Genomic DNA, 22,661 nt, shown 5'->3' with positions numbered 1-22,661 from the left:
GCCTCCGCTTCCGCTTCCGCGAGACGGACCCCGCGGCATACGGGCGGAATTCGGGTCCCTCCGGACTCCCAGACGGAATATAGAATTCCGAAGCCCCCGGGAACGGGTCCGGGCAGCGCCCGGGGAACGGCGGAAGGGTGGGTAGGGGAACTCCGCCCCGCAGGGCCGCCCAGCCAGGCCGGGCCCGGGCCGGGCCGGGTCAGGGCCGGCTGGGCCGGGTCAGGGCAGGGTGCGGGAGACGCAGTGGGACAAGTGGTCGTTGACCAGGCCGCAGGCTTGCATGAGGGCGTAGGCCGTCGTGGGGCCCACGAAGCGGATGCCCGCCTTCTTCAGGGCCTTGGCCAGGGCCGTGGACTCCGGGGTCACCGCCGGGATCTCGGTGGTGCTCTTCGGGGCCCGCCCCGGCGCGGGGGCGTGGGACCAGATCAGGGCGTCCAGTTCACCCGCCTCCCACCCGGCCAGGGTCTTCGCGTTGGCGAGCGTCGCCTCGATCTTGGCCCGGTTCCGGATGATTCCCTCGTCCGCGAGGAGCCGCTCCGCGTCCGCCGCCCCGAACTCCGCCACCTTGGCGATCTCGAAGCCCGCGAAGGCCGCCCGGAACCCCTCCCGCCGGCGCAGGATCGTCAGCCAGGACAGCCCCGACTGGAAGGCCTCCAGGCACAGCCGCTCGTACAGCGCGTCGTCCCCGTGGACCGGACGGCCCCACTCGGTGTCGTGGTACACGACGTAGTCCTCGGTGGCCAGCCCCCAGGGGCACCGCAGGCCCCCGTCCGGACCGGCGAGCACGCCGCTCACTGCTCGGCGCCCTTGGTCAGGTCCACGGAGGCATCGGCGGACCCGGCCGCCACCGCGGACCCGGCCGCCACCGCCGGCCCCGCCGCCGCGGTGAGCTCGGCGATGCGCGCGTCACGCTCCGCCAGCTCCGCCGCCAGCCGCTCCAGTACGTCGTCCACGTCGGACATCCGGTAGCCGCGCGGGGCCACGGGCAGGCGCAGCTCGTCGATGTCCGCCCGGACGACGGGCCGGTTCTCCGGCAGGGCGTCGGACAGCCGGTCGGGCTCGGCATCCGGCAGCACGGCCTCGGACCCCCCGCCGGCCACCGCGAGGGTGACTCCCGCGACGACCACGACCAGCGCGATGAGCAAGAACGCGAACACGATCAACTCCCCTGAGAGACTCCGGCCACCAGGTTAAGGTCGCAGGCGAGGCGCGAGGGTCGCCGAAGGAGGAAAGAGCGGGATGCTGCGACTGGGCAGGCGCGAGTTCGACGAGCACGAGCCGGTGATCATGGCCATCGTGAACCGGACCCCTGACTCCTTCTACGACCAGGGAGCGACCTTCCGCGACGAGCCGGCCCTGGACCGGGTCGAGCAGGCGGTGGCCGAGGGCGCGGCGATCATCGACATCGGCGGGGTGAAGGCCGGTCCCGGCGAGCACGTGGACGCGGCCGAGGAGGCCCGGCGCACGGTGGGCTTCGTCGCCGAGGTCCGCCGCCGCCACCCCGACGTGGTGATCAGCGTGGACACCTGGCGCCACGAGGTCGGCGAGGCGGTCTGCGAGGCCGGGGCGGACGTGCTGAACGACGCGTGGGGCGGGGTCGACCCGAAGCTCGCGGAGGTCGCCGCGCGCTACGGAGCGGGCATCGTCTGCACGCACGCGGGCGGGGCCGAACCGCGGACCCGGCCGCACCGGACGGAGTACGAGGACGTGATGGCGGACATCCTGCGCGTCACGGTCGGGCTGGCCGAGCGCGCGGCGGCGCTGGGCGTACCGCGCGAGTCGATCATGATCGACCCGGGTCACGACTTCGGGAAGAACACCCGGCACTCGCTGGAGGCGACCCGCCGCCTCGCGGAGATGACGGAGACGGGCTGGCCGGTCCTGGTCTCCCTGTCCAACAAGGACTTCGTCGGCGAGACCCTCGACAAGCCGGTGAAGGAACGCCTCCTGGGCACCCTGGCCACGACGGCCGTCTCGGCCTGGCTGGGCGCCCAGGTCTACCGCGTCCACGAGGTCGCGGAGACCCGGCAGATCCTCGACATGGTCCGCTCGATCCAGGGCCACCGGCCCCCGGCGGTCGCCCGCCGGGGGCTGGCGTAGCGCCGGGGCCCTAGATCCCGACTTCCTTCGTCACGAGCGCGATGGCCTCGTCCACGTCGTCCGTGACGTGGAAGAGGTAGAGGTCCTTCTCCGAGGCCTTGCCCTGGGCGATGACCGTGTTCTTCAGCCAGTCGATGAGCCCGCTCCAGTACGCCGTGCCGAACAGCACGATCGGGAAGCGGGTGATCTTCTGCGTCTGGACCAGGGTCAGGGCCTCGAACATCTCGTCCAGCGTGCCGAGGCCGCCCGGCAGGACCACGAAGCCCTGGCTGTACTTCACGAACATCGTCTTGCGGACGAAGAAGTAGCGGAAGTTCAGCCCGAGGTCGACGTGCTCGTTGAGCCCCTGCTCGAAGGGCAGCTCGATGCCCAGGCCGACCGAGAGGCCGTTCGCCTCGCGGGCGCCCTTGTTGGCGGCCTCCATCGCGCCCGGACCGCCGCCCGTGATCACCGCGAACCCGGCCTCCACGAGCGCGCCGCCGATCCGCACGCCCGCCTCGTACTCCGGCGAGCCCGCCGGCGTCCGGGCGGAGCCGAACACGCTGATCGCCGGCGGCAGCTCCGCCAGGGTGCCGAAGCCCTCGATGAACTCCGACTGGATGCGCAGGACCCGCCACGGATCGGTGTGCACCCACTCGGAGGGCCCGGCCGTATCCAGCAGCCGCTGGTCCGTCGTACTGCCGGCCTGCACCTGGCCCCGCCTCCTCAGCACCGGCCCGAGCTGCTGCTCCTCGGGCCGACGACGAGCGGACCCTTCAGGGTTGCCCATGATGTGCTCCCTCCTGCTGATCGTTGGATCAGGTTAGGCGCACAAAGGTGACGAGAAGCGGAATTCAGGAGGTCAGCCAGGCGCGGAGTCGTTCCTCGCAGTGCAGGATCGCCTTCGTCTCCACGCGCTCGTCGGCCTTGTGGGCCAGCAGGGCGTCCCCCGGGCCGTAGTTGACGGCCGGGACGCCCAGGGCGCTGAAGCGGGAGACGTCCGTCCAGCCGAACTTCGGCATGGCGTGTCCGCCCACCGCCTCCATGAAGGCCGCGGCTGCGGGGTGGGAGAGGCCGGGGAGGGCGCCGGGAGAGAGGTCGTCGATCACGAACTCGTCGATGTCGCAGTCCGCGAAGACCTCGCGGACGTGGGCGATCGCCTCGTCCGTGCTGCGGTCGGGGGCGAAGCGGAAGTTGACCGTCACCGTGCACGCGTGGGGGATGACGTTGTTGGCGACGCCGCCGTCGATGCGGACCGCGTTGAGGCCCTCGTGGTACTCCAGGCCGTCGATCACGGGCTTGCGGGGCTCGTACGCCGCCAGCGTGGCCAGGATCGGGCTCGCCGCGTGGATGGCGTTGGAGCCCATCCAGCTGCGCGCGGAGTGGGCGCGCTCGCCGGACGTGCGGAGCAGGACGCGCAGGGTCCCCTGGCAGCCGCCCTCGACCTCGGCGTTGGAGGGTTCGAGGAGGACGGCGAAATCGCCGGTCAGCCAGTCGGGGTGGGCTTCGGCGACCTTGCCGAGGCCGTTGAGGTCGGCGGCGACCTCTTCCTGGTCGTAGAAGACGAAGGTGAGGTCGCGGTTCGGCTCCGGGACCGTGGCGGCGATGCGCAGCTGCACGGCCACGCCCGACTTCATGTCGGTGGTGCCGCATCCCCACAGGACGTCGTTCTCGTCGAGGCGGGAGGGCACGTTGTCGGCGATCGGCACGGTGTCGAGGTGCCCGGCGAGTACGACGCGTTCGGCGCGGCCCAGGTGGGTGCGCGCGACCACGTTGTTGCCGAAGCGGTCCACGGTCAGGTGCGGCAGGCCGCGCAAGGCGTGTTCCACGAGGTCGGCGAGTACCTTCTCGTCGCCGCTCACGGAAGGGATGTCGACGAGCCGGGCGGTCAGCTCGGCGGCGTCCAGGGTGAGGTCCAGCTCGGATTCGGACATGGAGCTGACCCTAACGCCCCGGACTGCGGCAGAGCCTTGTCCGTCCGGCCGATGGACGCGTCACATGGCTCAAGTACGGTGGGCGGCGTGCCGCAGACCGATCATTCCCGCCCTCGCCGCCGCCGCCCGCTCCGCTGGGCCGCGGGGTTCCTGGTGCTGGTGGCGGTGGCCGGGTACTTCGTGGTGCAGCGCGCGTCGAACGACAACGCCGGTGTCCCCTACTGCACGGCTTCGGCCGACGGGAAGGGTGGCGCGAAGGCCTCCGGCCAGTTCGGCGAGATGTCCCCCGAGCAGGCGGCGAACGCGGCGACGATAGCCGCCGTCGGGGTGTCCAAGGGGATGCCCGACCGGGCGGTGACGATCGCGCTGGCGACCGCGATGCAGGAGTCCGCCCTGCGCAACCTCGACCACGGCGACCGCGATTCGCTGGGCCTGTTCCAGCAGCGGCCCTCGCAGGGCTGGGGCACGCCGGACCAGATCATGGACCCGGTGTACTCGGCCGGGATCTTCTACGACCGGCTGGCCGACATCAAGGGGTACTCGCGGCTCCCGCTGACGGTGGCGGCGCAGAAGGTGCAGCTGAGCGGATTCCCGCAGGCCTACGCCAAGCACGAGCCGGACGCCACGGTGCTGACCGCGGCCTTCACCGGCGCCGGCCACCTGACCTGTACCGGGCCCGCGCCCGTACGGGCCGGCGATCCGGCGAAGGTCCGGGCGGACCTGGCCCGGCTGCTCGGCAAGAACCCCCTGTACGCGCTGCCGCCCGCGGGCACCCCGTCCGGGGAGGGCGCCGGGTCCGAAGTGAGCCTGGTGGCGAAGCCCGGCGGCGGGGATCCGGCGGTCCGGACCGGCCGGGTGCTCGCGCAGTGGGCGGTGGCCTGCTCCCGCGAGCTGGGGATCACGCGGGTCTCGTACGACGGGAAGTCCTGGGTCGCGGGCAAGGACGGCGACCGCTGGCGCGAGCAGGGCGCGGCGGCCTCGGGGAACGGCGCCGGGGATCCGGCCGCCGCGGGTCCGGGCCGGGTACGGATCTTCGTGCGCGGCTGATGTCCCGGGATGTCCGGCTGGACGGGCGTACGGCCGATCCCCCGTTCGGGGGTGACCCGTACGGCGGACACGGGGGTCCCGGCGGGATCACAACCGCAGGTCGGCGCGTGTTCCGGGCGGTCGGACCGGAAGCCGATTAAACGATCCGTTACTGATCCTTTACCCACCGGCTCCGCAACTCGCGCCCCCCTGCGAGCGGTTGTCACGGCGTACTCAGCCGCTACCGCTTAGGAGCAACATGTCCCTCCCCCTGACCCTCCGGATCGCCCGTGCCGCGCTGCTCGTCGCAGCCGGGGCAGCGCCCGTGGTCGGTGCGGCCGGCGCGGCCAGCGCCGCGGGCCTGGAGTCCGTGCCGCAGCTGGGCGCGCTCACCGCGCCGGACGCGACGGTCGCCGCCGCGGGCGACACCGCCACCCAGGCCGCCCCCGTCGCCTCCACCCTCCCGGCCCCCGCGCCCGCCGACGAGGTGACCGGCGCCGCGGGCAGCCTGCTGGCGGGGCTGCCGCTCGCGGGTGGCGGACTGCCCGGCGGGGTTCCCGGCGGTCTGCCGGGCGGGCTCCCGGGCGGGCTGCCCGGCCTCGGCTAGGGCCGGCCGCCGCCACAGGAACGCCGAGGGGCCCGGGAGCACGAACTCCCGGGCCCCTCGGGCCGTTCACCCGCCCGCCGGCAGGGGTCCGGCGGTCCCGCCGGATCAGCTCAGCCGCTTGACCGCCGCCTCGACGCGCTCGTCCGTGGCCGTGAAGGCGACACGGACGAAGTGCGCGCCCGCCTCGCCGTAGAAGTCGCCCGGTGCGACGAGGATGCCCAGGCCGGCCAGGTGGGCGACCGTGTCCCAGCAGGGCTCGTCCCGGGTCACCCACAGGTACAGGCTGGCCTCGCTGTGCTCGACGCGGAAGCCGTGGGCCTCCAGGGCGGTGCGCAGCGCCGCGCGGCGGGCCGCGTAGCGCACCCGCTGCTCCTCCACGTGCGCGTCGTCGCCCAGGGCCGCGACCGTGGCCGCCTGCACGGGGGCCGGGGTCATCATGCCGCCGTGCTTGCGGATCTGGAGCAGTTCGCCCAGGACCTCGGCGTCACCGGCGACGAAGGCCGCCCGGTAGCCGGCCAGGTTGGACCGCTTGGAGAGCGAGTGGACGGCGACGATGCCCTCGTACGAGCCCCCGCAGACCTCGTCGTGGAGGACGGAGACGGGCTCGGCCTCCCAGCCCAGTTCCAGGTAGCACTCGTCGCTGAAGATCAGGATCCCGTGCTCGCGCGCCCAGGCCACGATCCGTACGAGCTCCTCCTTGGGGAGGACCTTGCCGGTGGGGTTGGACGGGGAGTTGAGCCACAGCAGCTTCACGCGGGCCGGGTCGAGATCGGTGGTGGGGTCGTCGTAGACCACCGGTTCGGCGCCGCACAGCCGCGCGCCGACCTCGTACGTCGGGTAGGCGAGGCGGGGGTACGCCACCTGGTCGGCCGCGCCGAGGCCCAGCTGGGTGGGCAGCCAGGCCACCAGTTCCTTGGAGCCGACGACCGGCAGGACGTTGCGGTGCCCGGCGGCGCTCGCGCCGAGCCGGGTCCGCGCCCAGCCGGTGATCGCGTCGCGCAGGGCGGGGGTGCCCCACACCGTGGGGTAGCCCGGGGAGTCCGCGGCCCCGATCAGGGCGCGCTGGATCAGCTCCGGCACCGGGTCGACGGGGGTGCCGACGGAGAGGTCGACGATCCCGTCCGGGTGGGCCGCGGCCGTCGCCTTGTACGGCTCCAGCTTGTCCCAGGGGAAGACGGGAAGACGGGCTGAGACTGCGGCCACGTTGCGCGCTCGCTTTCGTGCTTTCCAGGAGGTCTTCGTTGTGCTGTGCAAACACCTCGGTCCCGTGCGGCTGCGAGCCGTACGGGACCGAGTGGCGCTACTGCCGGAAAGGTCAGTGCTCGCCGTTGATGCCGGCGGGCAGCGCCGCGACGAAGGGGTGGTCGCGCTCGATCAGGCCGAGCTTGGAGGCACCACCGGGCGAACCGAGCTCGTCGAAGAACTCGACGTTCGCCTTGTAGTAGTCCTTCCACTCCTCCGGGGTGTCGTCCTCGTAGAAGATGGCCTCGACCGGGCAGACCGGCTCACACGCACCACAGTCGACGCACTCGTCCGGGTGGATGTACAAGGACCGCTGGCCCTCGTAGATGCAGTCGACGGGGCACTCTTCGATGCATGCCTTGTCCTTGACGTCGACACAAGGCTCCGCGATGACGTAGGTCACGCTCTCGTTCCTCCTCATAAGGGCTTTCCATATCGCGCGGGAGCGCGGCGTCGTCGATGCCCGCCTCTAGTATCTCCGTTCCCGGGCACGATCCGAACAGGAGGGGCGGACAGAGCTGTGGAAATCACTGCCGGTGGACGGCTGGAGATCCGGATTACACCCGCTGACGTGGGTAAACGTGTCTCTGTGCGACAGGTGGAGCACGGCTCGACCGGGACCCCCCGTTTCACGGACACCGTAGGGGTTCTCACATCCTGGAACACGGGTGTGGTGACGATCACACGAAAGACCGGCGAGTCCGTCCGCATCGCGGAATCCTCGCTGGTGGCGGGCAAGGTCGTACCGGCCGCACCGGCGCGCCGCAGGGGGCCGGCGGCCTCCTTCGAGGAGCTCTCGCGGGTCTGCGCGCGGGCCTGGGTGCCGCTGGAGAGCGAGCCGCTGGGCGGGTGGACGCTGCGCGCGGCCGGCGGATTCACCCGCCGGGCCAACTCCGTACTGCCGCTCGGCGATCCCGGTGTTCCGGTGGACGATGCACTCGCGCGGGTGACCTCCTGGTACGCGCAGCGGGGTCTTCCGGCCTACGTCCAGACCGCCACGGGGGCCGCGGGCACGCAGGAGCTGCTGTGCGCGGAGCTGGAGGACCGGGGCTGGGCGCGCGAGGTGTCGGCGGAGGTCCAGGTCGGCGGGCTCGCGGCGGTGGGCGACCTCGACGTGGACGATTCCGTGGTCGCGGGCGTACGGCTGACCCGTACGCCGGACGAGGACTGGCTCTCCCGCTACGGGCGGGTGAAGGACCCCGCGACCGCGCGCCGCGTCCTGACGGCGGGGCCCTCGGTGTGGTTCGCGACGGTGCCCGGCCGGGCGATCGGGCGGCTCGTGGTGGACGGCCGGTGGGCCGGGTTCGCGGCCGTCGAGGTCGACCCGGAGCACCGGCGCCGCGGCCTGGCCACGGCCGTGATGGCGGCGCTGGCGCGGCGCGCGCTGGAGGAGGGCGCGTCGGCCGCGTGGCTGCAGGTGGAGAGCGACAACGCCGGGGCCCGGGGGCTGTACGGGGGGATGGGCTTCGGGACGCACCACGCCTACCACCACTACCGCCGGGCGGATCGGTGACCTCGCCCTGGCGCGAGCGGTTCGCCGCCGAGGCGCGGGCGGAGCGGCCCGACCTGGCCACGCTGTGCCTGCTGCTGGCCGCGGAGGGGGATCCGGAGCTCGACGAACGGGCCATGGACTGGGCGCAGATCGAGCTGGACCGGCTGGCGGGGATGCTGCCGTACGGGCTGCGGGGCGCCCGCGCGTGGGCCTCGGCGGTGTCGGAGCTGCTGGGCGGACGGCTCGGCTTCCACGGCACCCCGGCCGACTACGACCGGCTCTCGTCCTCGCTGCTGCACGAGGTGCTGCGACGGCGCCGCGGGCTGCCCATCCTGCTGTCCGTGGTCTGGCTGGAGGTGGCCCGGCGGGCCGGGGCCCCGGTGTACGGGCTGGCCCTGCCGGGGCACTTCGTGGTGGGCTTCGGTGATCCCGAGGAGGGCGTGGTCGTCGACCCCTTCGCGGGGGGCGCCTCGCTGGGGGCGGGTCCCGCGGAGCTGGCGGCGGGGCCGGGGCCGCGGACCGCGGCGCGCACGATGGACATCGTGCTGCGGATCCTGAACAACATCCGGGCGTGGGCCTCTTCACGGCCCGAGCAGTCGGGGGTGGCGCTGTGGGCGCTGGACCTGGCGCTGCTGCTGCCCTCGCATCCCGCGGCGTTGCGGTACGAGCGGGCGAAGCTGCTGGTGGAGCGGGGGGAGTTCGTGGCGGGGGCGGTGGAGATGGAGTCCTACGCGGTGGTCGTGGACGTGATCGATCCGCCGGCGGCGGTGCGGATTCGCGCCGAGGCGATGGCTGCGCGGGCCCTGCTGAACTAGGGGTCCCCGGGCCCTGCCCGGACCCCCTGGGGCTCCGCCCCGGCCCCCGGGCCTCGGACGCCTGCGGGGCCGGACACGGCTGGAGCCCCTCGCCGTTGTGCGGGGAGGGGCTCCGAGGCTCGGGCGGTCAGCTCGGGTTGGTTTCGATGACCGCGGTGCGTTCGGCGGTGGTTTTGCCGCGGAGGGCCTTGCCGAGGACTCCGGCGACGTCCTGCGGGGTGACGGCGGTCTTCTCGCCGGTCCCGCGCATGATGAGGACGCCGTCGAAGGTGTTCCCGTAGGCCGTCTTGAGGGCTTCCAGGTCGTACTTCTCGACGAGGTGGCCGTCCACGACCTGCATGCTCAGGATCTTCGGCAGGGACTTGGCGCCCAGCGGGATGGACTTGGCGCCCGCCTTGACGAGGACCGGGGCCGACATCGCAGGCTGGGCGAACTCCTTCATGGCGCGGTCCAGTTCGGCCTTGTCGACGACCGGGTCCTTGGTGGCGACCGGGAGTTCGACGGGGGCGGCCCGGCCGCTGGCGACCAGGTCGTGGAAGGCCTTGGTCACCAGGGTGACGGAGCCGTCCACATCGAGCGTGGAACCGGCCTTGCCGGGCACGGCGACGGCCTTGCCGCCGTCGAAGGTGATGGTGCCCTCGACGGCGGAACCGGCGGTGCCGGCCAGTTCCTGGAGGGCGACCCGCAGCTTCTCCTCGTCGGTGGGCATGACGGCCTCGGCGGCGCGCTGGCTGCCGAACAGGGAGCCGATGACCGTGACGGGGTTGTAGTCGCTGCCCGCCGCGTTGCGGACGGTGGTCTGGCTGTCCAGGCTCAGGCCGGCCTTCTCGGGCTTCAGCTCGACCTTCTTGCCGCCGACGGTGAGCTGGAGCGGGGTGGCGGCGCGGTTGCCGAAGGCGGTCTGGAGCTTGGCGACGGCCTCGTCGCGGGTGCCGCTGATGTCGACGTCGAGCACGGTGGTGCCCTTGGGGACGTCGGAGTGGTTCAGGAGCAGCCCGGCTCCGTAGGCCACGCCGAGCAGCCCGAAGAGGGCTCCGCCGACGAGGACCAGCTTGTTGCGGCCCTTCTTCGCCGGCCGGGCCGGGGCGGACGCGGGAGCGGCCGCCTGGGGCCTGGTCCTGTTCACGGGCGCCGAGGCCGGCACGGGCGGGAGCTGCCCGGTGGAGTCCAGCTCGGGGCCGGGCCAGCTCGGCTCCTGCGCCCCTCCCACCGGTACGGAGCCCAGCGCGGGCCCGCCCGTCGGCCCGTCCGGGCCACGGCCCGGGCCGGTGCCGGGCCACGCCGGGGCCGGCGGGACGGGAGTGCCGAGGGCCTGGGCGACGGGACCGGAGCCGGAGCCGGGGCCGTTGCTGTTGCCGTTGCCGTTGCCGTACGCGGCGCCGGGACCCTGCGCGGGGCCCGTGGGGGCACCCGTACGGGGGCCGCCGGGGCCGCCGGGGCCCGCGGGCGGCGCGGGGTAACCGGCGCCCGGCCCGGTGCCGACACCGGGTCCGCCGGGGCCGGGGCCCGTGGGCGCGCCGGGGCGCGGGCCGGCCGGGCCCTGGGCGAAGCCCTGCTGCGGGGGCCCGTCGAAGCGCGGGCCGCCGGACCGCGCCGGAGCGGGACCGGGACCACCGGGGCGGGAGCCCATGGGCGCACCCGGGCCGGGACCCATGGGAGCACCGGAGCCGGAACCCATCGGCGCACCCGAGCCAGGCCCCATCGGAGCACCCGGACCGGAGCCCATCGGAGCACCCGAGCCGGGACCCATCGGCGCGCCCGGGCCAGGACCCATCGGTGCGCCGGGGCGCGGGCCCGCCGGGCCCTGGGCGAAGCCCTGCTGCGGGGGGCCGTCGAAGCGCGGGCCGCCGGGCTGGGCCGGAGCCGGGCCGCGCGGCGGGGCCGGAGCCTGCTGCGGGGCGGGTGCCGGGGCGGTCTTGCGCGGCGCGAACCAGTTGCTGGCCGTCTCCTCGCCCTGACTCGGTTCGGGGGCGGGCACCGGGGCGGCGGGCTCGGGCTCGGGCCCCGCCTCGGCTTCGGGCATGGTCTGGCGTACGACCACGGGCGGAATCGGCCGCGAACCCGGGATGTTGATCCGGATCCGGGTCGTCAGCTGGGTCTCCGTCTTCGGCCCGTCGGAATCGGGTGTGGACGGCTTCGCGGGCGGTGCGGTCACTGAACTCTCCTCCGGGATGGTCGCCGTGCCCGGACCGGGGGGCACTGTCGTGGGCGGATTCTGGCCTGATCCGTACGGCGGCGTGCCCGACGGGTAGGCGGCCGCGCCGCGCCCGTTGGGCCCGGCGGGCGGACTGTCAGTTTCACGGCTCAAGGCAGGTTCTCCCGATCGGCTCCGCCGCCCGTCATAGCGTGCGCGGGCAGCTCGGCGGCCGGTCCACCATACTGGCCACCGCCCACATGCACCCGGCCGCCGGGAACGAAGGGTTCCCCTTGGCCTCCTGGACGCCCCCCGCGCAACCCTCCTGAGCACCTGTCGCCCGGTTGCCGGGGGTGCGCGAACGCACCGGCCGAGCCGCTCGTCAAGGCGTCGTGCGCGGCCGACGCCGCGTCACCCGGCCTTCCCCGCGGCCGAAACCGGCCGGTCTCCCGCGATGTTCATCGTGGCGCACATCACAGCGAGCACCACTCCACCCAAAAGGTAGACGTACATGCTGATTCCGGACGAACCAAGCAGGAAGTCCCCTTCCGGCCGGGGCACACCGAGGAGCACGTAGGAGAGGAACCAGCCACCCGTGGCGGCTCCCACCCCGACGCCGGTGCCCAGGGCGATGCGGGCTCCGGCGAACAGGCCGAAGAGCGCGAGGAGCGCGAGCACCAGTCCGCCCGGGAACCACAGGTCGACCACGAGCCAGCCGGCCGCGCCGGTGAGCACCCCCGCCGCCAACAGGCCGAGCAGGGCGGCGATCCGCGCACCGTTCCACGTGGTCGTCACGCCTCCACCCCCGCGAAGAGGTCGCGCTCGCGCTCGCCCGCCGGGGTACCCGGCAGGCCCGCGGCCAACTCGTAGTACTCGTGGGTGAACAGCGGCTGCGCGAGGTCGTTGGAGAGCGCGAAGAAGGGCCCGTCCACCGCGATCTGGGTGGCGTGGGCGCGCATCGCGGCGGTCTTCGCGGCCACGAACGCCTGCTCGGCGGCCTCGTCCCCGCCGATCTCGGCGGTGATCCGTTCGTCGGCCACCACGCCCGGTACGTCGTCCGGCGCGGCGGGTGCCGGGAAGGGCACCTCGCTCCCGGCCTCGCGCAGCCGGGCGAAGCCCTCCTCGACGACCGTGCGCGGTACGCGGTTCCAGTAGAGCTTCTGGATGGCGTGGGGCGCCCCGAGGTCCGGGCGGTACGCGGGCTCCGCGGCCAGTCCGGCGGCGCGGGTGGCCACGCGGTGGGCCTGGATGTGGTCGGGGTGGCCGTAGCCGCCGTCCGGGTCGTAGGTGACGAGGACCTGGGGGCGCAGTTCGCGGATCACCTCCACGAGGTACCCCGCGGCCTCGTCCACGTCGGCCGACCAGAAGGCGCCGGGCCGGCGGTTCTGTTCGGCGCCCATCATCCCGGAGTCCCGGTAGCGGCCGGGGCCGCCGAGGAAGCGGTGGTCGGCGACGCCGAGTTCCTTCATGGCCTCGGCGAGCTCGCCGACGCGGTGGGCGCCGAGGGTGTCGTCGCGGTCGGCCGTCAGGTGGGCGAGGGCGGGCGGGATGACCTCGCCCTCCTCGCCGAGCGTGCAGGTCACCAACGCGACGTGGACGCCCTCGGCCGCGTACTTGGCCATGGTGACGCCGTTGTTGATCGACTCGTCGTCCGGGTGCGCGTGCACGAGCAGGAGCCGATGGGCGGGAAGACCGTTCATGGGGGTAACCCTACGAGAAACGGCGGCCCGGCCCGCGGACCCGGAACGCCGCTAGAACTTGAGGCCGCTGATCATGCTCGCCACATTGTTGGTCAGCTGGGAGAGCGTCGGAGCCACGGTCGAGCTCGCCAGATAGAAGCCGAGCAGTACACAGACCACTGCGTGACCCGCCTTCAGGCCCGAACGCCGGACCAGCAGGAAGACGACGACTGCCAGCAGCACCACGGCCGAGATCGATAGTGCCACGGCGTTTCACCTCCACGTCGAGCGGACATCGGGTTCGCGTACTCGCAACTCGGTGCTCGGCAGAGTCATACCCACCGTGCGCTACGGATCATAACTATCCGTACCGCAACATCGATCGATTCCGGCAGCACGAGGGGCGCACGCCGCGCACGTCCGGGGTCACAGGAGTGCCGGCCGGGGAAGCTGTACGCCTCCCCGGCCGGCTGTCGGCACCCGCACGGCCGCACGAATCCAGGCTGCCCGGCCCAGATCTCGGGACAGAAACGGTCAAGTTGCCTACGTGTAAACCGAGTTGTGGATATGCCAGGTGCCGTTCACAGCTGTGGCGAGAAATGAGCGGTCACGGGGGCCCGCAGCTCACTCCTTGGTCGGCGGGACGACGGTCCGCTCGGAGGCGAAGTGGCAGGCCGAAGGATGGGCCGCCGGGCCAACCGGGAGGAAGGCCGGGATCTCCAGGAGCGGGACCTCGGAGGCGCAGCGCGCCTCGGCCTTCCAGCAGCGGGTGCGGAAGCGGCAGCCCGACGGCGGATTGGCCGGGGAGGGCACGTCGCCGGAGAGGATGATCCGCTCGCGGCCGGCGCGGGCCGCCGGGTCGGGGACCGGGACGGCGGAGAGCAGCGCCTGGGTGTACGGGTGGGTGGGGTGGTCGTAGATCTGGGTGTCGGTGCCGATCTCGACGATCCGGCCCAGGTACATGACGCCGACCCGGTCGGAGATGTGCCGGACGATCGAGAGGTCGTGCGCGATGAACACGTAGGAGAGGCCGAACTCGTCCTGGAGGCGCTCCAGGAGGTTGACCACCTGGGCCTGGACGGAGACGTCGAGGGCGGAGACGGGCTCGTCGGCGACGATGATCTCCGGCTGGAGGGCGAGGCCCCGGGCGATGCCGATGCGCTGGCGCTGGCCGCCGGAGAACTGGTGCGGGTAGCGGTTGATGTACTCCGGGTTGAGGCCGACCACGTCCAGCAGGTCCTGGACCTTGCGCCGCCGGTCGCCCTTGGGGGCCACCTCGGGGTGGATCTCGTAGGGCTCGCCGATGATGTCGCCGACGGTCATGCGCGGGTTCAGGGAGGTGTACGGGTCCTGGAACACCATCTGGATGTTGCGGCGCGCGGCCTTCAGGGCCCTGGCGGAGAGCTTGGCGAGGTCCTCGCCCTTGTACGTGATCGCGCCCGCGGTCGGGCGTTCGAGGTTGACCAGCATCTTGGCGACGGTGGACTTGCCGCAGCCCGACTCCCCGACGATGCCGAGGGTCTCCCCGGCCCGCAGGTCGAAGGAGACCCCGTCGACGGCCTTGACGGCGCCGACCTGCTTCTTGAAGAGGATGCCCTGGGTCAGCGGGTAGTGCTTGACCAGGTCCTCCACCACGAGGATGGGCTCAGCCACCGAGGCACTCCTTCCAGAAGAAGCACGCACTGGCGCGGTCCGGTCCGACCTCGGCCAGCGGCGGTACGTCGGTGCGGCAGACGGCCCGGGCCATCGGGCAGCGCGGGTTGAAGGCGCAGCCGGGCGGGATGGCGAGCAGGTTGGGCGGCAGGCCCTTGATGGCGTACAGCTCCTGGCCCTTCTGGTCCAGGCGCGGGATGGAGTCCAGCAGGCCCCGGGTGTAGGGGTGGGCCGGGTTCCGGTAGATCTCGTGGACGGGCGCGGCCTCGACGATCCGGCCGGCGTACATGACCGCGATCTTGTCCGCGACGTCGGCGACGACGCCGAGGTCGTGGGTGATCAGGATCAGGCCCATGTTGAGCTCGCGCTGGAGCTCCGCGAGCAGGTCCATGACCTGGGCCTGGACCGTGACGTCGAGGGCGGTGGTCGGCTCGTCCGCGATGATGAGCGAGGGTTCGAGGGCCATCGCCATGGCGATCATGATGCGCTGGCGCATGCCGCCGGAGAACTGGTGCGGGTAGTCCCCCACCCGCTCCCGCGCCGCCGGGATCTTGACCCGGTCCATCAGTTCGACGGCCTTGGTGCGGGCGTCCTTGCGGGACATCCCGCGGTGGACCTCGTACATCTCGCCGAGCTGCGCGCCGACGCTCAGGACCGGGTTGAGGGAGGAAAGGGCGTCCTGGAAGATCATGGCCATCTCGGCGCCGCGGACCTTCCTGCGCTCCTCCTCCTTCATCTTCAGCAGGTCCTTGCCCTTGAAGAGGATCTCGCCGCCCGCGATGCGGCCCGGCGGCATGTCGAGGATGCCCATGACGGCCTGGGCGGTGACCGACTTGCCGGAGCCGGACTCGCCGAGCACGGCGAGGGTCTCGCCCTCGGCCACGGAGTAGTTGACCCCGTTGACGGCCTTGGCGACGCCGTCCCGCGTCTTGAATTCCACGTGCAGATCGCGCACTTCGAGCAGCATGTGCGGGGCTCCTCAGCGCAGCTTGGGGTCGAGGGCGTCGCGCACCGCGTCGCCGAGCATGATGAACGCGAGCACGGTGATGCTGAGCGCGCCCGCCGGGTAGAGCAGCATGTGCGGGGCGTTGCGGATCTGCGAGGCGGCGTTGGAGATGTCGATGCCCCAGGAGACCGTGGGCGGCCGCAGGCCGACGCCGAGGAAGGACAGGGTGGCTTCCAGCGCGATGTAGGTGCCGAGCGCGATGGTGGCGACGACGATGACGGGCGCGATGGCGTTGGGTGCCACGTGCCGCAGCAGCATCCGGCCGTTGCCGGCGCCCAGCGCCCGCGCGGCCTGGACGTAGTCGTTCTGTTTGGCGGTGATGACCGAGCCGCGGGCGATGCGGGCCAGCTGGGGCCAGCCGAGCAGCACGATGAAGCCGACGACGGGCCAGACGGTGGTGCTGGTGACCACGGACAGGAAGACCAGGCCGCCGAGGACCACGGGGATGCCGAAGAAGATGTCGGCGACCCGGGAGAGCAGTGCGTCGCCCCAGCCCCCGAAGAACCCGGCGAGCCCGCCGAGCGCGGAGCCCAGCAGGGCCGCGCCGAGGGTGGCGCAGATGCCCACGGTGATGGAGGCGCGGGCCCCGTAGACGGTGCGGGTGTACACGTCGCAGCCCTGGGTGTCGTAGCCGAAGGGGTGGCCCGGGGCGGAGCCCTGCTGCGATTTGGACAGGTCGCACTGGAGCGGGTCGCCGCTCGCGATGAGCTGGGGCCAGATGGAGATGATCACGAGGAAGAGGATCAGCAGCGTGGAGACGATGAAGACCGGGTTGCGGCGCAGCTGGTGCCAGGCGTCGGACCACAGCGAGCGGGCCCGCTCCTGGGGGCCGGCGGGGCCCGCGCCGAGCTCCTTCTCCAGGCTTTCGCCCTCTTCCAGGGCGAGATCCATGGCTCCTCCCTGGCCGGTGGGGGCGACGGACTCGTACGGGCCGGGGCCCAGCGGATCGTAGGCGGCGCGCTCGGGGTCGGGCTCAGGCATAACGGATCCTCGGGTCCAGGACCGCGTAGAGCAGGTCGACGAGCAGGTTCGCCAGCAGGAAGACGATCACGAGGATGGTCACGAAGCCGACCACCGTCGGGGAGTTGTTGCGCAGGATGCCCTGGTAGAGCTGGTAGCCGACCCCGTGGATGTTGAAGATCCGCTCGGTGACGATGGCTCCGCCCATCAGGGCGCCGATGTCGGTGCCGATGAAGGTGACCACGGGGATCAGCGAGTTGCGCAGCAGGTGGCGGGTGACGACCCGGCGCCGGGGCAGGCCCTTGGCCACGGCGGTGCGGACGTAGTCGGCCTTGACGTTCTCGGCGATGGAGGTCCGGGTCAGCCGGGTGACGTAGGCGAGGGAGACCAGCGCGAGGACGATGCCCGGCAGGATCAGTTCGCTGAAGGGGGCGTCCGGGGAGACGGTGGGGCGCACCCAGCCCCATTTGACGCCGAAGACGAACTGGAGGAGGTAGCCCGTCACGAAGGTGGGCACCGAGATGACGACGAGGGTGAGCACGAGCACGCCGCTGTCGATGGACTTGCCGCGCTTGAGGCCGCTGATCACGCCGAGGGTGATGCCGACGACGATCTCGATGGCGATCGCGACGATGGTCAGGCGCAGGGTCACCGGGAAGGCCGAGGCCATGAGTTCGGTGACCTTCTGGCCGTTGAAGGCGGTGCCGAAGTCGCCCTGGAAGATCTGGCCCATGTAGTGCAGGTACTGCTTCCACAGGGGCTGGTCGAGGTAGAGGTCCTTGCGGATGCGCGCGGCGGTGGCGGGGTCGGGGGCCTTGTCGCCGAAGAGGGCCGCGACGGGGTCACCGAGCGCGTACACCATGAAGAAGATCAGGAACGTGCTGCCGATGAACACGGGGATCATCTGGAGCAGTCGCCGGATCACATAACGTCCCATGGACTGCTCCAGGTTCGATCCGTCTGAAGGGTCAGCTGACCTTGATCTGGTCGTACACCGGGACGCTGAACTGGTTGAGCTTCACGTCCGAGACCCGCTCCCCGTAGCCCGCGCTGCCGTTCTGGTACCAGAGCGGGATGGAGGGCATCTGCTCGGCGAGGATCTTCTCGGCGTCCTTGAACGTGGCGGTCGCCTTGGCGGCGTCGCTCTCGCGGTTCGCCGCGTCGACGAGCTTGTCGAAGTCCGGGTTGCTGAACTTGCCGTAGTTGGAGGAGGCGCCGGTGTAGTAGAGCGGCTCCAGGAAGTTCTGGATCAGGGGGTAGTCGGCCTGCCAGCCGGAGCGAAAGGGGCCGGTCAGCTTGAAGGCGCTCTGCTGGTTGCGGAAGTCGGCGAAGGTGCCGATCGGGTTGACCGTGCAGACCGGGCCCTCGCCGAGCGCGTTGTTGATGCTGTTGCAGACGGCGTCCATCCACTCGCGGTGCGAGCCGGTGTCCACGTTGGAGGTCAGCGAGACCTTGCCGCCGGGCAGGCCGCCGCCCTCCTGGATGAGCTTCTTGGCCTCGGCGGGGTTGAAGGAGCAGGCCTCGCCGCAGGCGGTGGCGGAGAAGCCGCCCTTGTCGCCGAGGGCGGGGGAGGTCCAGTCCTTGGCCGGGGTGCGGGTCTCGCGGAAGATCTGCTTGGTGATCTCGTCGCGGTTGATCGCCATCGAGATGCCGCGGCGGACCTTGTCCATGCCCTCCTTGTTCCACTGCGGGTCGTACAGCGGGAAGGTGAGGGTCTGGATGATGAGGGCCGGCTGGTTGATGTAGCGGTCGCCGAGGTCGTTCGCGACGTTCTTCAGCTGCTGCGCCGGGACGTCGTCGACCAGGTCGAGGTTGCCGGAGATCAGGTCGGTGTAGGCGGTGTTGTTGTCGGTGTAGACCTTCAGGTCCACTCCGCCGTTGACCGCCTTGTCCGCGCCCGTGTAGGCGTCCCACTTGCGCAGCTTCATGCCGGTGCCCTTGGTGTACGAGTCCACCGTGTACGGGCCGTTGCCGACGGGCTTCTTCAGCCAGGCGTCGTGGTCGGTGAAGAAGGCCTTGGGCAGGGGGGAGAACGCCTGGTAGCCGAGGGTCTCGGGCCAGGTGGAGAACTTCTCCTTGAGCGCGACCGTGAAGGTCTTGGGGTCCTTGACGACCAGCCCGGACATGGTCTTGGCCTTGGGGTCGCCCTTCTCGGGGTGGACGTCCGCGTAGCCGACGATGTCGGAGAAGAAGGGCGAGTTGTTCTGCTTCTTGGTGACGTCCGCGCCGTAGTTCCAGGCGTCCACGAAGGACTGCGCGGTGACCGGCTCGTCGTTGCTGAACTTCCAGCCGTCCTTCAGCGTGATCGTGAAGTTCTGGCTGTCGGTGGTCTCGATCTTCTCGGCGAGGAAGTTCTTCGCCTCACCGGTCTCGGGGTCGTACCGCTTGAGCCCCCGGAAGATCATGTCGAGGACCTTGCCGCCCTGGACCTCGTTGGTGTTGGCCGGCTCCAGCGGGTTCTGCGGGTCTCCCCACGAGGAGCTGACGATGCCGTCCGCGCCGCCTCCGCCGCTGTCGCTTCCGCCGCCGCAGGCGGTCGCCGCGAGGGCGACGGCCGCCGCACATGCGGCCCACTTGGCGTGGGTGGCTCCGCGCATGGAGTGCCTCCTCATGGATCCCAAGACTCACTTAGGGCCCAATGTCACCCTATGTGGGGTCCCGCACACTCCTCGTTGGACCGATTGCACCCTCGTGCCCCCCGCCTGTCACCCCTGCGAGTGCAAAGCCGGGGCGACGGCTCAAGGCCGCGGCCCGGAGCGGGGCGGGGGCGCGGGCAGGGAGTCGGGCAGAGGCGCGGGCAGGGGCGCGGGCAGGGTGTCGGCCCGGATCACAGCGCCAGCTGCCAGGTGTCCACCGTGTGATGGGCCGTCATCCCGTGCGCCTCGTACAGGGCGAGCGCTCCGCTGCTGTTGGCCGTGTCCACGCCGAGGCCCAGGGTGGCGCGGCCGCGGGCGGCGTAGGCGGCGAAGCAGTGGCGCAGCAGGTAGGAGCCGACGCCCCGGCCGCGGGCCTCGGCGCGTACGCCGAGGTGGCTGAGCCAGCCCATGCTGGTGCGGTCGTCGCGGGTGAGCACGACCCCCGCGTCGCCGAGCCCGGGCAGGCTCGCGATCCACACCAGCGACCAGTCCAGGGCGCGGCCGTCGATGTGGTCCAGCCAGGGCTCGTACGGGCGCTCCACGTGCCCGAAGTGCGCGGCGAAGGTCTCCTCGATCAGGGCGTGCGCACGGCGGCGCTCGCTCGCGTCCCCGTCGCAGGGGCGAAGGGTGAGCCCCGCGGGCGGGACCGGGGGCGTGTCGGCGGGCCCGAGCGCGCGGGTCAGCACCCGGTGGCGGCGCACCGTGCGGTAGCCGCGGCCGGGCAGCAGGCCGGGGTCGAGCGTGCGTCCGCCGCTCGGCGCGAGCCACAGGACGGGGTGCGGGGCTCCGGCGGTGAGTTCGCGGGCCCGGGTCTCCACCCGCTCCAGCAGCCGGACGGCGGCCTCGCGCCGGCCCGGCAGGACCCGGAAGTGGCAGTCGGCCCGGCCGGGGCCGGAGTCGGCCCACACCAGGGCGTAGCCCAGGAGCCGCCCGCCGTGGAAGGCGAGGAAGGAGTCCGCCTCCAGGTCGACGTCGGGGTGGTGCAGATCGGCCTCCACCGCGCCGAGGTCGGTCTCCGGGCGGCCGATCTCGATCCGGTCGATGGCGTTGAGGAGCCCGCAGATGTCCCCGGCGTCGGAGGGCCCGGCGGGCCGTACGGTGAGCATGCGGGCCATCAGACCACGCCGGCCGTCGGGGCGCCGTCAGCCGGCCCGGGGCGCGTGCCCCTCCCCCGTACCGTCACCCGCGGACGCCCGGTGCGAAAGAGCAGGGCGCCCGCCGCCGGAGTGGATCCGGTGACGGGCGCCCTGTGGTGCCGCTGTGCTGCTGTGCTGCTGTGTCGCTGCCTGGGAGGTCAGACGCCCAGGACGGCCTTCTCCTCGGCGAAGTGACAGGCCGACTCGTGCGAGGCCAGCGACGTGACGCCCTGGAACCGCTCCGGGATCGCGAGCAGCGGCTCCTCCACGGAGCACTTCTCCTCGGCCTTCCAGCAGCGGGTGCGGAAGCGGCAGCCCGACGGCGGGTTGGCCGGCGAGGGGACGTCACCGGTGAGGATGATCCGCTCGCGGCCCTCGCGGGCGGCCGGGTCCGGCACCGGCACCGCGGAGAGCAGCGCCTGGGTGTACGGGTGCGTCGGGTGCTCGTAGATCTGCTCGTCGGTGCCGATCTCGGCCATCTTGCCGAGGTACATGACGCCGACCCGGTCGGAGATGTGCCGGACGATCGAGAGGTCGTGCGCGATGAAGATGTAGGAGAGGTTGAACTCGTCCTGCAGCTTCTCCATCAGGTTGATGACCTGGGCCTGCACCGACACGTCGAGCGCGGAGACCGGCTCGTCGCAGATGATGATCTCCGGGTTGAGCGCGAGGCCGCGGGCGATGCCGATGCGCTGGCGCTGGCCGCCGGAGAACTGGTGCGGGTACCGGTTGATGTACTCCGGGTTGAGACCGACGACGTCGAGGAGCTCCTGCACCTTGCGGCGCCGGTCGCCCTTGGGGGCCACCTCGGGGTGGATGTCGTAGGTCTCGCCGATGATGTCGCCGACCGTCATGCGCGGGTTCAGCGAGGTGTACGGGTCCTGGAACACCATCTGGATGTTGCGGCGGACGGCCTTCAGGGCGCGGCCGGACAGCTTGGTGATGTCCTGGCCCTTGTAGAAGACCTCGCCGGCGGTGGCGCGTTCCAGGTTCATCAGCAGCTTGGCGACGGTGGACTTGCCACAGCCGGACTCGCCGACGATGCCCAGGGTCTCGCCCCGGTACAGGTCGAAGGAGATCCCGTCGACCGCGCGGACCGCGCCGACCTGCCTCTTGAACAGGATTCCCTGGGTCAGCGGGAAGTGCTTGACCAGGTTGCGGACCTGGAGGATCGGCTCGCGCTCGGGGGCGTTCTTGGTGAGCTCAGCCATGGATCTGCTCCTTCCAGAAGTGGCACGCGCTGTGACGGCCGGCCAGCTCGCTGCCGTCCTGCTCGCTGACGGGCTGGAGGGCGGGGATCTCGGACCGGCAGATGTCCTGCGCGGCGACGCAGCGCGGGTTGAACGAGCAGCCGGTGGGCAGGCGCAGCAGGTTCGGCGGCAGGCCCTTGATCGCGAAGAGCTCCTGGCCCTTCTGGTCCAGGCGCGGGATCGAGTCCAGCAGGCCCCGGGTGTACGGGTGCGCCGGGCGCTTGTAGATCTCGTGGACCGGTGCGGTCTCGACGATCCGGCCGGCGTACATGACGGCGATCTTGTCCGCGACGTCGGCGACCACGCCGAGGTCGTGGGTGATCAGGATCAGCCCCATGTTGAGCTCGCGCTGGAGCTCCGCGAGCAGGTCCATCACCTGGGCCTGGACGGTGACGTCCAGGGCGGTGGTCGGCTCGTCCGCGATGATCAGGTCGGGCTCCAGCGCGATCGCCATGGCGATCATGATGCGCTGGCGCATACCGCCGGAGAAGTGGTGCGGGTAGTCGTCGACCCGCTCCTTCGCCGCCGGGATCTTGACCTTGTCCATCAGCTCGATGGCCTTGAGCCGGGCGGCCTTCTTCGACAGGCCCTCGTGGACGCGGAACATCTCGCCCAGCTGGTAGCCGACGGTGAGCACCGGGTTCAGGGAGGACAGGGCGTCCTGGAAGATCATGGCCATCTTGCGGCCGCGCAGCTGGCGCCGCTCCTCGAAGGACATCTTGAGCATGTCCTGGCCGCGGAAGAGGATCTCGCCCTGCGGGATCTTGCCGGGGGGCATGTCGAGGATGCCCATGATGGCCTGCGCCGTCACGGACTTGCCGGAGCCGGACTCGCCGAGGACGGCGAGGGTCTCGCCGGCGCTCACCGAGTAGTTGACGCCGTTGACTGCCTTGGCCACACCGTCGCGGGTGTGGAACTCGACGTGCAGGTCGCGCACTTCGAGGAGCGGCGTCTGCGGGTCCCCGTCACGCGGGGAGGGAACGCTGGAGGTGTTGTCCATGGTGATCACTTA

General features: G+C 71.9%; 23 protein-coding genes. 5 read left to right on the top strand and 18 right to left on the bottom strand.

What is annotated here, in order from left to right:
* Positions 1 to 219: 219 nt before the first annotated feature.
* Positions 220 to 795: a DNA-3-methyladenine glycosylase I gene (locus tag ACWCP2_RS32970; RefSeq protein ID WP_450912227.1), complete on the bottom strand. Its 576-nt coding sequence runs from the start codon at positions 793 to 795 to the stop codon at positions 220 to 222.
* Positions 792 to 1,163: a DivIVA domain-containing protein gene (locus ACWCP2_RS32965; protein WP_450912226.1), complete on the bottom strand. Its 372-nt coding sequence runs from the start codon at positions 1,161 to 1,163 to the stop codon at positions 792 to 794. The genes ACWCP2_RS32970 and ACWCP2_RS32965 overlap by 4 nt, the downstream gene beginning before the upstream one ends.
* A gap of 76 nt (positions 1,164 to 1,239) precedes the next feature.
* On the opposite strand from ACWCP2_RS32965, the gene folP reads away from it, so the two are divergent.
* Positions 1,240 to 2,100: a dihydropteroate synthase gene (gene folP / locus ACWCP2_RS32960; protein WP_450912225.1), complete on the top strand. Its 861-nt coding sequence runs from the start codon at positions 1,240 to 1,242 to the stop codon at positions 2,098 to 2,100.
* A gap of 10 nt (positions 2,101 to 2,110) precedes the next feature.
* Here folP and ACWCP2_RS32955 read toward each other — a convergent pair whose 3' ends face one another.
* Positions 2,111 to 2,869, bottom strand: coding sequence for an LOG family protein (locus tag ACWCP2_RS32955; protein WP_450912224.1), 759 nt, complete (start codon positions 2,867 to 2,869; stop codon positions 2,111 to 2,113).
* 64 nt (positions 2,870 to 2,933) lie between these two features.
* Positions 2,934 to 4,013, bottom strand: coding sequence for a succinyl-diaminopimelate desuccinylase (gene dapE / locus ACWCP2_RS32950; RefSeq protein ID WP_351441536.1), 1,080 nt, complete (start codon positions 4,011 to 4,013; stop codon positions 2,934 to 2,936).
* Between the two features lie 87 nt (positions 4,014 to 4,100).
* Here dapE and ACWCP2_RS32945 point away from each other — a divergent pair, with 87 nt between their 5' ends.
* Together ACWCP2_RS32945 and ACWCP2_RS32940 are read left to right on the top strand one after the other, a co-directional pair.
* On the top strand, positions 4,101 to 5,060 hold the full coding sequence (locus tag ACWCP2_RS32945) for a hypothetical protein (protein WP_450912223.1): 960 nt from the start codon (positions 4,101 to 4,103) through the stop codon (positions 5,058 to 5,060).
* Between the two features lie 238 nt (positions 5,061 to 5,298).
* Entirely contained in the window at positions 5,299 to 5,646 is a 348-nt protein-coding gene (locus ACWCP2_RS32940) for an ATP-binding protein (RefSeq protein WP_450912222.1), read from the top strand.
* Positions 5,647 to 5,751: 105 nt separating this feature from the next.
* Here ACWCP2_RS32940 and dapC read toward each other — a convergent pair whose 3' ends face one another.
* A complete protein-coding gene (dapC, locus tag ACWCP2_RS32935) occupies positions 5,752 to 6,849 on the bottom strand; it encodes a succinyldiaminopimelate transaminase (protein ID WP_450912221.1) in 1,098 nt (365 codons plus the stop codon).
* Positions 6,850 to 6,961: 112 nt separating this feature from the next.
* Positions 6,962 to 7,291 carry a ferredoxin gene (gene fdxA, locus ACWCP2_RS32930; protein ID WP_030011906.1) on the bottom strand — a complete coding sequence of 110 codons (330 nt, stop codon included), beginning with the start codon at positions 7,289 to 7,291 and terminating at the stop codon, positions 6,962 to 6,964.
* A 117-nt stretch (positions 7,292 to 7,408) separates the two neighbouring features.
* Here fdxA and ACWCP2_RS32925 point away from each other — a divergent pair, with 117 nt between their 5' ends.
* Both ACWCP2_RS32925 and ACWCP2_RS32920 read left to right on the top strand, forming a co-directional pair.
* Complete coding sequence (locus ACWCP2_RS32925) at positions 7,409 to 8,401, top strand: GNAT family N-acetyltransferase (protein ID WP_450912220.1); 993 nt, start codon at positions 7,409 to 7,411, stop codon at positions 8,399 to 8,401.
* On the top strand, positions 8,398 to 9,195 hold the full coding sequence (locus ACWCP2_RS32920) for a transglutaminase-like domain-containing protein (protein ID WP_450912219.1): 798 nt from the start codon (positions 8,398 to 8,400) through the stop codon (positions 9,193 to 9,195). Before ACWCP2_RS32925 ends, ACWCP2_RS32920 begins: the two co-directional genes overlap by 4 nt.
* A gap of 127 nt (positions 9,196 to 9,322) precedes the next feature.
* Here ACWCP2_RS32920 and ACWCP2_RS32915 read toward each other — a convergent pair whose 3' ends face one another.
* The 12 genes from ACWCP2_RS32915 to ACWCP2_RS32860 form a co-directional block, all read right to left on the bottom strand.
* Positions 9,323 to 11,503 (bottom strand): hypothetical protein, encoded by a 2,181-nt coding sequence (locus ACWCP2_RS32915; RefSeq protein ID WP_450912218.1) that lies wholly within the window; start codon positions 11,501 to 11,503, stop codon positions 9,323 to 9,325.
* Positions 11,504 to 11,740: 237 nt separating this feature from the next.
* Positions 11,741 to 12,124 carry a DUF6113 family protein gene (locus ACWCP2_RS32910; RefSeq protein ID WP_450912217.1) on the bottom strand — a complete coding sequence of 128 codons (384 nt, stop codon included), beginning with the start codon at positions 12,122 to 12,124 and terminating at the stop codon, positions 11,741 to 11,743.
* Positions 12,121 to 13,029, bottom strand: coding sequence for an N-acetyl-1-D-myo-inositol-2-amino-2-deoxy-alpha-D-glucopyranoside deacetylase (gene mshB / locus ACWCP2_RS32905; RefSeq protein WP_450912216.1), 909 nt, complete (start codon positions 13,027 to 13,029; stop codon positions 12,121 to 12,123). Before mshB ends, ACWCP2_RS32910 begins: the two co-directional genes overlap by 4 nt.
* Positions 13,030 to 13,080: 51 nt before the next feature.
* Positions 13,081 to 13,275: a hypothetical protein gene (locus tag ACWCP2_RS32900; protein WP_250741735.1), complete on the bottom strand. Its 195-nt coding sequence runs from the start codon at positions 13,273 to 13,275 to the stop codon at positions 13,081 to 13,083.
* 357 nt (positions 13,276 to 13,632) lie between these two features.
* On the bottom strand, positions 13,633 to 14,661 hold the full coding sequence (locus ACWCP2_RS32895) for an ABC transporter ATP-binding protein (RefSeq protein WP_450912215.1): 1,029 nt from the start codon (positions 14,659 to 14,661) through the stop codon (positions 13,633 to 13,635).
* Positions 14,654 to 15,628 (bottom strand): ABC transporter ATP-binding protein, encoded by a 975-nt coding sequence (locus tag ACWCP2_RS32890; protein ID WP_450912214.1) that lies wholly within the window; start codon positions 15,626 to 15,628, stop codon positions 14,654 to 14,656. The genes ACWCP2_RS32895 and ACWCP2_RS32890 overlap by 8 nt, the downstream gene beginning before the upstream one ends.
* Positions 15,629 to 15,640: 12 nt before the next feature.
* The gene (locus tag ACWCP2_RS32885; RefSeq protein ID WP_450912213.1) at positions 15,641 to 16,648 is read right to left on the bottom strand and encodes an ABC transporter permease; all 1,008 of its coding nucleotides are present in this window, start codon (positions 16,646 to 16,648) and stop codon (positions 15,641 to 15,643) included.
* Positions 16,641 to 17,564 carry an ABC transporter permease gene (locus ACWCP2_RS32880; RefSeq protein WP_450912212.1) on the bottom strand — a complete coding sequence of 308 codons (924 nt, stop codon included), beginning with the start codon at positions 17,562 to 17,564 and terminating at the stop codon, positions 16,641 to 16,643. Before ACWCP2_RS32880 ends, ACWCP2_RS32885 begins: the two co-directional genes overlap by 8 nt.
* A 31-nt stretch (positions 17,565 to 17,595) precedes the next feature.
* Complete coding sequence (locus ACWCP2_RS32875; RefSeq protein WP_450912211.1) at positions 17,596 to 19,224, bottom strand: peptide ABC transporter substrate-binding protein; 1,629 nt, start codon at positions 19,222 to 19,224, stop codon at positions 17,596 to 17,598.
* 230 nt (positions 19,225 to 19,454) lie between these two features.
* Entirely contained in the window at positions 19,455 to 20,369 is a 915-nt protein-coding gene (locus ACWCP2_RS32870; protein ID WP_450912210.1) for a GNAT family N-acetyltransferase, read from the bottom strand.
* A 188-nt stretch (positions 20,370 to 20,557) separates the two neighbouring features.
* Positions 20,558 to 21,610 (bottom strand): ABC transporter ATP-binding protein, encoded by a 1,053-nt coding sequence (locus ACWCP2_RS32865; RefSeq protein WP_450912209.1) that lies wholly within the window; start codon positions 21,608 to 21,610, stop codon positions 20,558 to 20,560.
* Entirely contained in the window at positions 21,603 to 22,649 is a 1,047-nt protein-coding gene (locus ACWCP2_RS32860; protein WP_450912230.1) for an ABC transporter ATP-binding protein, read from the bottom strand. The genes ACWCP2_RS32865 and ACWCP2_RS32860 overlap by 8 nt, the downstream gene beginning before the upstream one ends.
* Between the last annotated feature and the right edge of the window lie 12 nt (positions 22,650 to 22,661).

It is taken from the genome of Streptomyces sp. NPDC002104 (assembly GCF_053593795.1).
The sequence above is the reverse complement of the archived record's forward strand: the minus strand, read 5'-3'. Positions and strand labels throughout refer to the sequence as shown.

What these genes read in the sequence shown, in the direction of transcription:
- ACWCP2_RS32870 (WP_450912210.1), bottom strand. Translation starts at nt 20,369, where the DNA reads ATGCTCACCGTACGGCCCGCCGGGCCCTCCGACGCCGGGGACATCTGC.
- ACWCP2_RS32940 (WP_450912222.1), top strand. Translation starts at nt 5,299, where the DNA reads ATGTCCCTCCCCCTGACCCTCCGGATCGCCCGTGCCGCGCTGCTCGTC.
- folP (WP_450912225.1), top strand. Translation starts at nt 1,240, where the DNA reads ATGCTGCGACTGGGCAGGCGCGAGTTCGACGAGCACGAGCCGGTGATC.
- ACWCP2_RS32885 (WP_450912213.1), bottom strand. Translation starts at nt 16,648, where the DNA reads ATGCCTGAGCCCGACCCCGAGCGCGCCGCCTACGATCCGCTGGGCCCC.
- mshB (WP_450912216.1), bottom strand. Translation starts at nt 13,029, where the DNA reads ATGAACGGTCTTCCCGCCCATCGGCTCCTGCTCGTGCACGCGCACCCG.
- ACWCP2_RS32865 (WP_450912209.1), bottom strand. Translation starts at nt 21,610, where the DNA reads ATGGCTGAGCTCACCAAGAACGCCCCCGAGCGCGAGCCGATCCTCCAG.
- ACWCP2_RS32880 (WP_450912212.1), bottom strand. Translation starts at nt 17,564, where the DNA reads ATGGGACGTTATGTGATCCGGCGACTGCTCCAGATGATCCCCGTGTTC.
- ACWCP2_RS32860 (WP_450912230.1), bottom strand. Translation starts at nt 22,649, where the DNA reads ATGGACAACACCTCCAGCGTTCCCTCCCCGCGTGACGGGGACCCGCAG.
- dapE (WP_351441536.1), bottom strand. Translation starts at nt 4,013, where the DNA reads ATGTCCGAATCCGAGCTGGACCTCACCCTGGACGCCGCCGAGCTGACC.
- ACWCP2_RS32955 (WP_450912224.1), bottom strand. Translation starts at nt 2,869, where the DNA reads ATGGGCAACCCTGAAGGGTCCGCTCGTCGTCGGCCCGAGGAGCAGCAG.
- ACWCP2_RS32875 (WP_450912211.1), bottom strand. Translation starts at nt 19,224, where the DNA reads ATGCGCGGAGCCACCCACGCCAAGTGGGCCGCATGTGCGGCGGCCGTC.
- ACWCP2_RS32890 (WP_450912214.1), bottom strand. Translation starts at nt 15,628, where the DNA reads ATGCTGCTCGAAGTGCGCGATCTGCACGTGGAATTCAAGACGCGGGAC.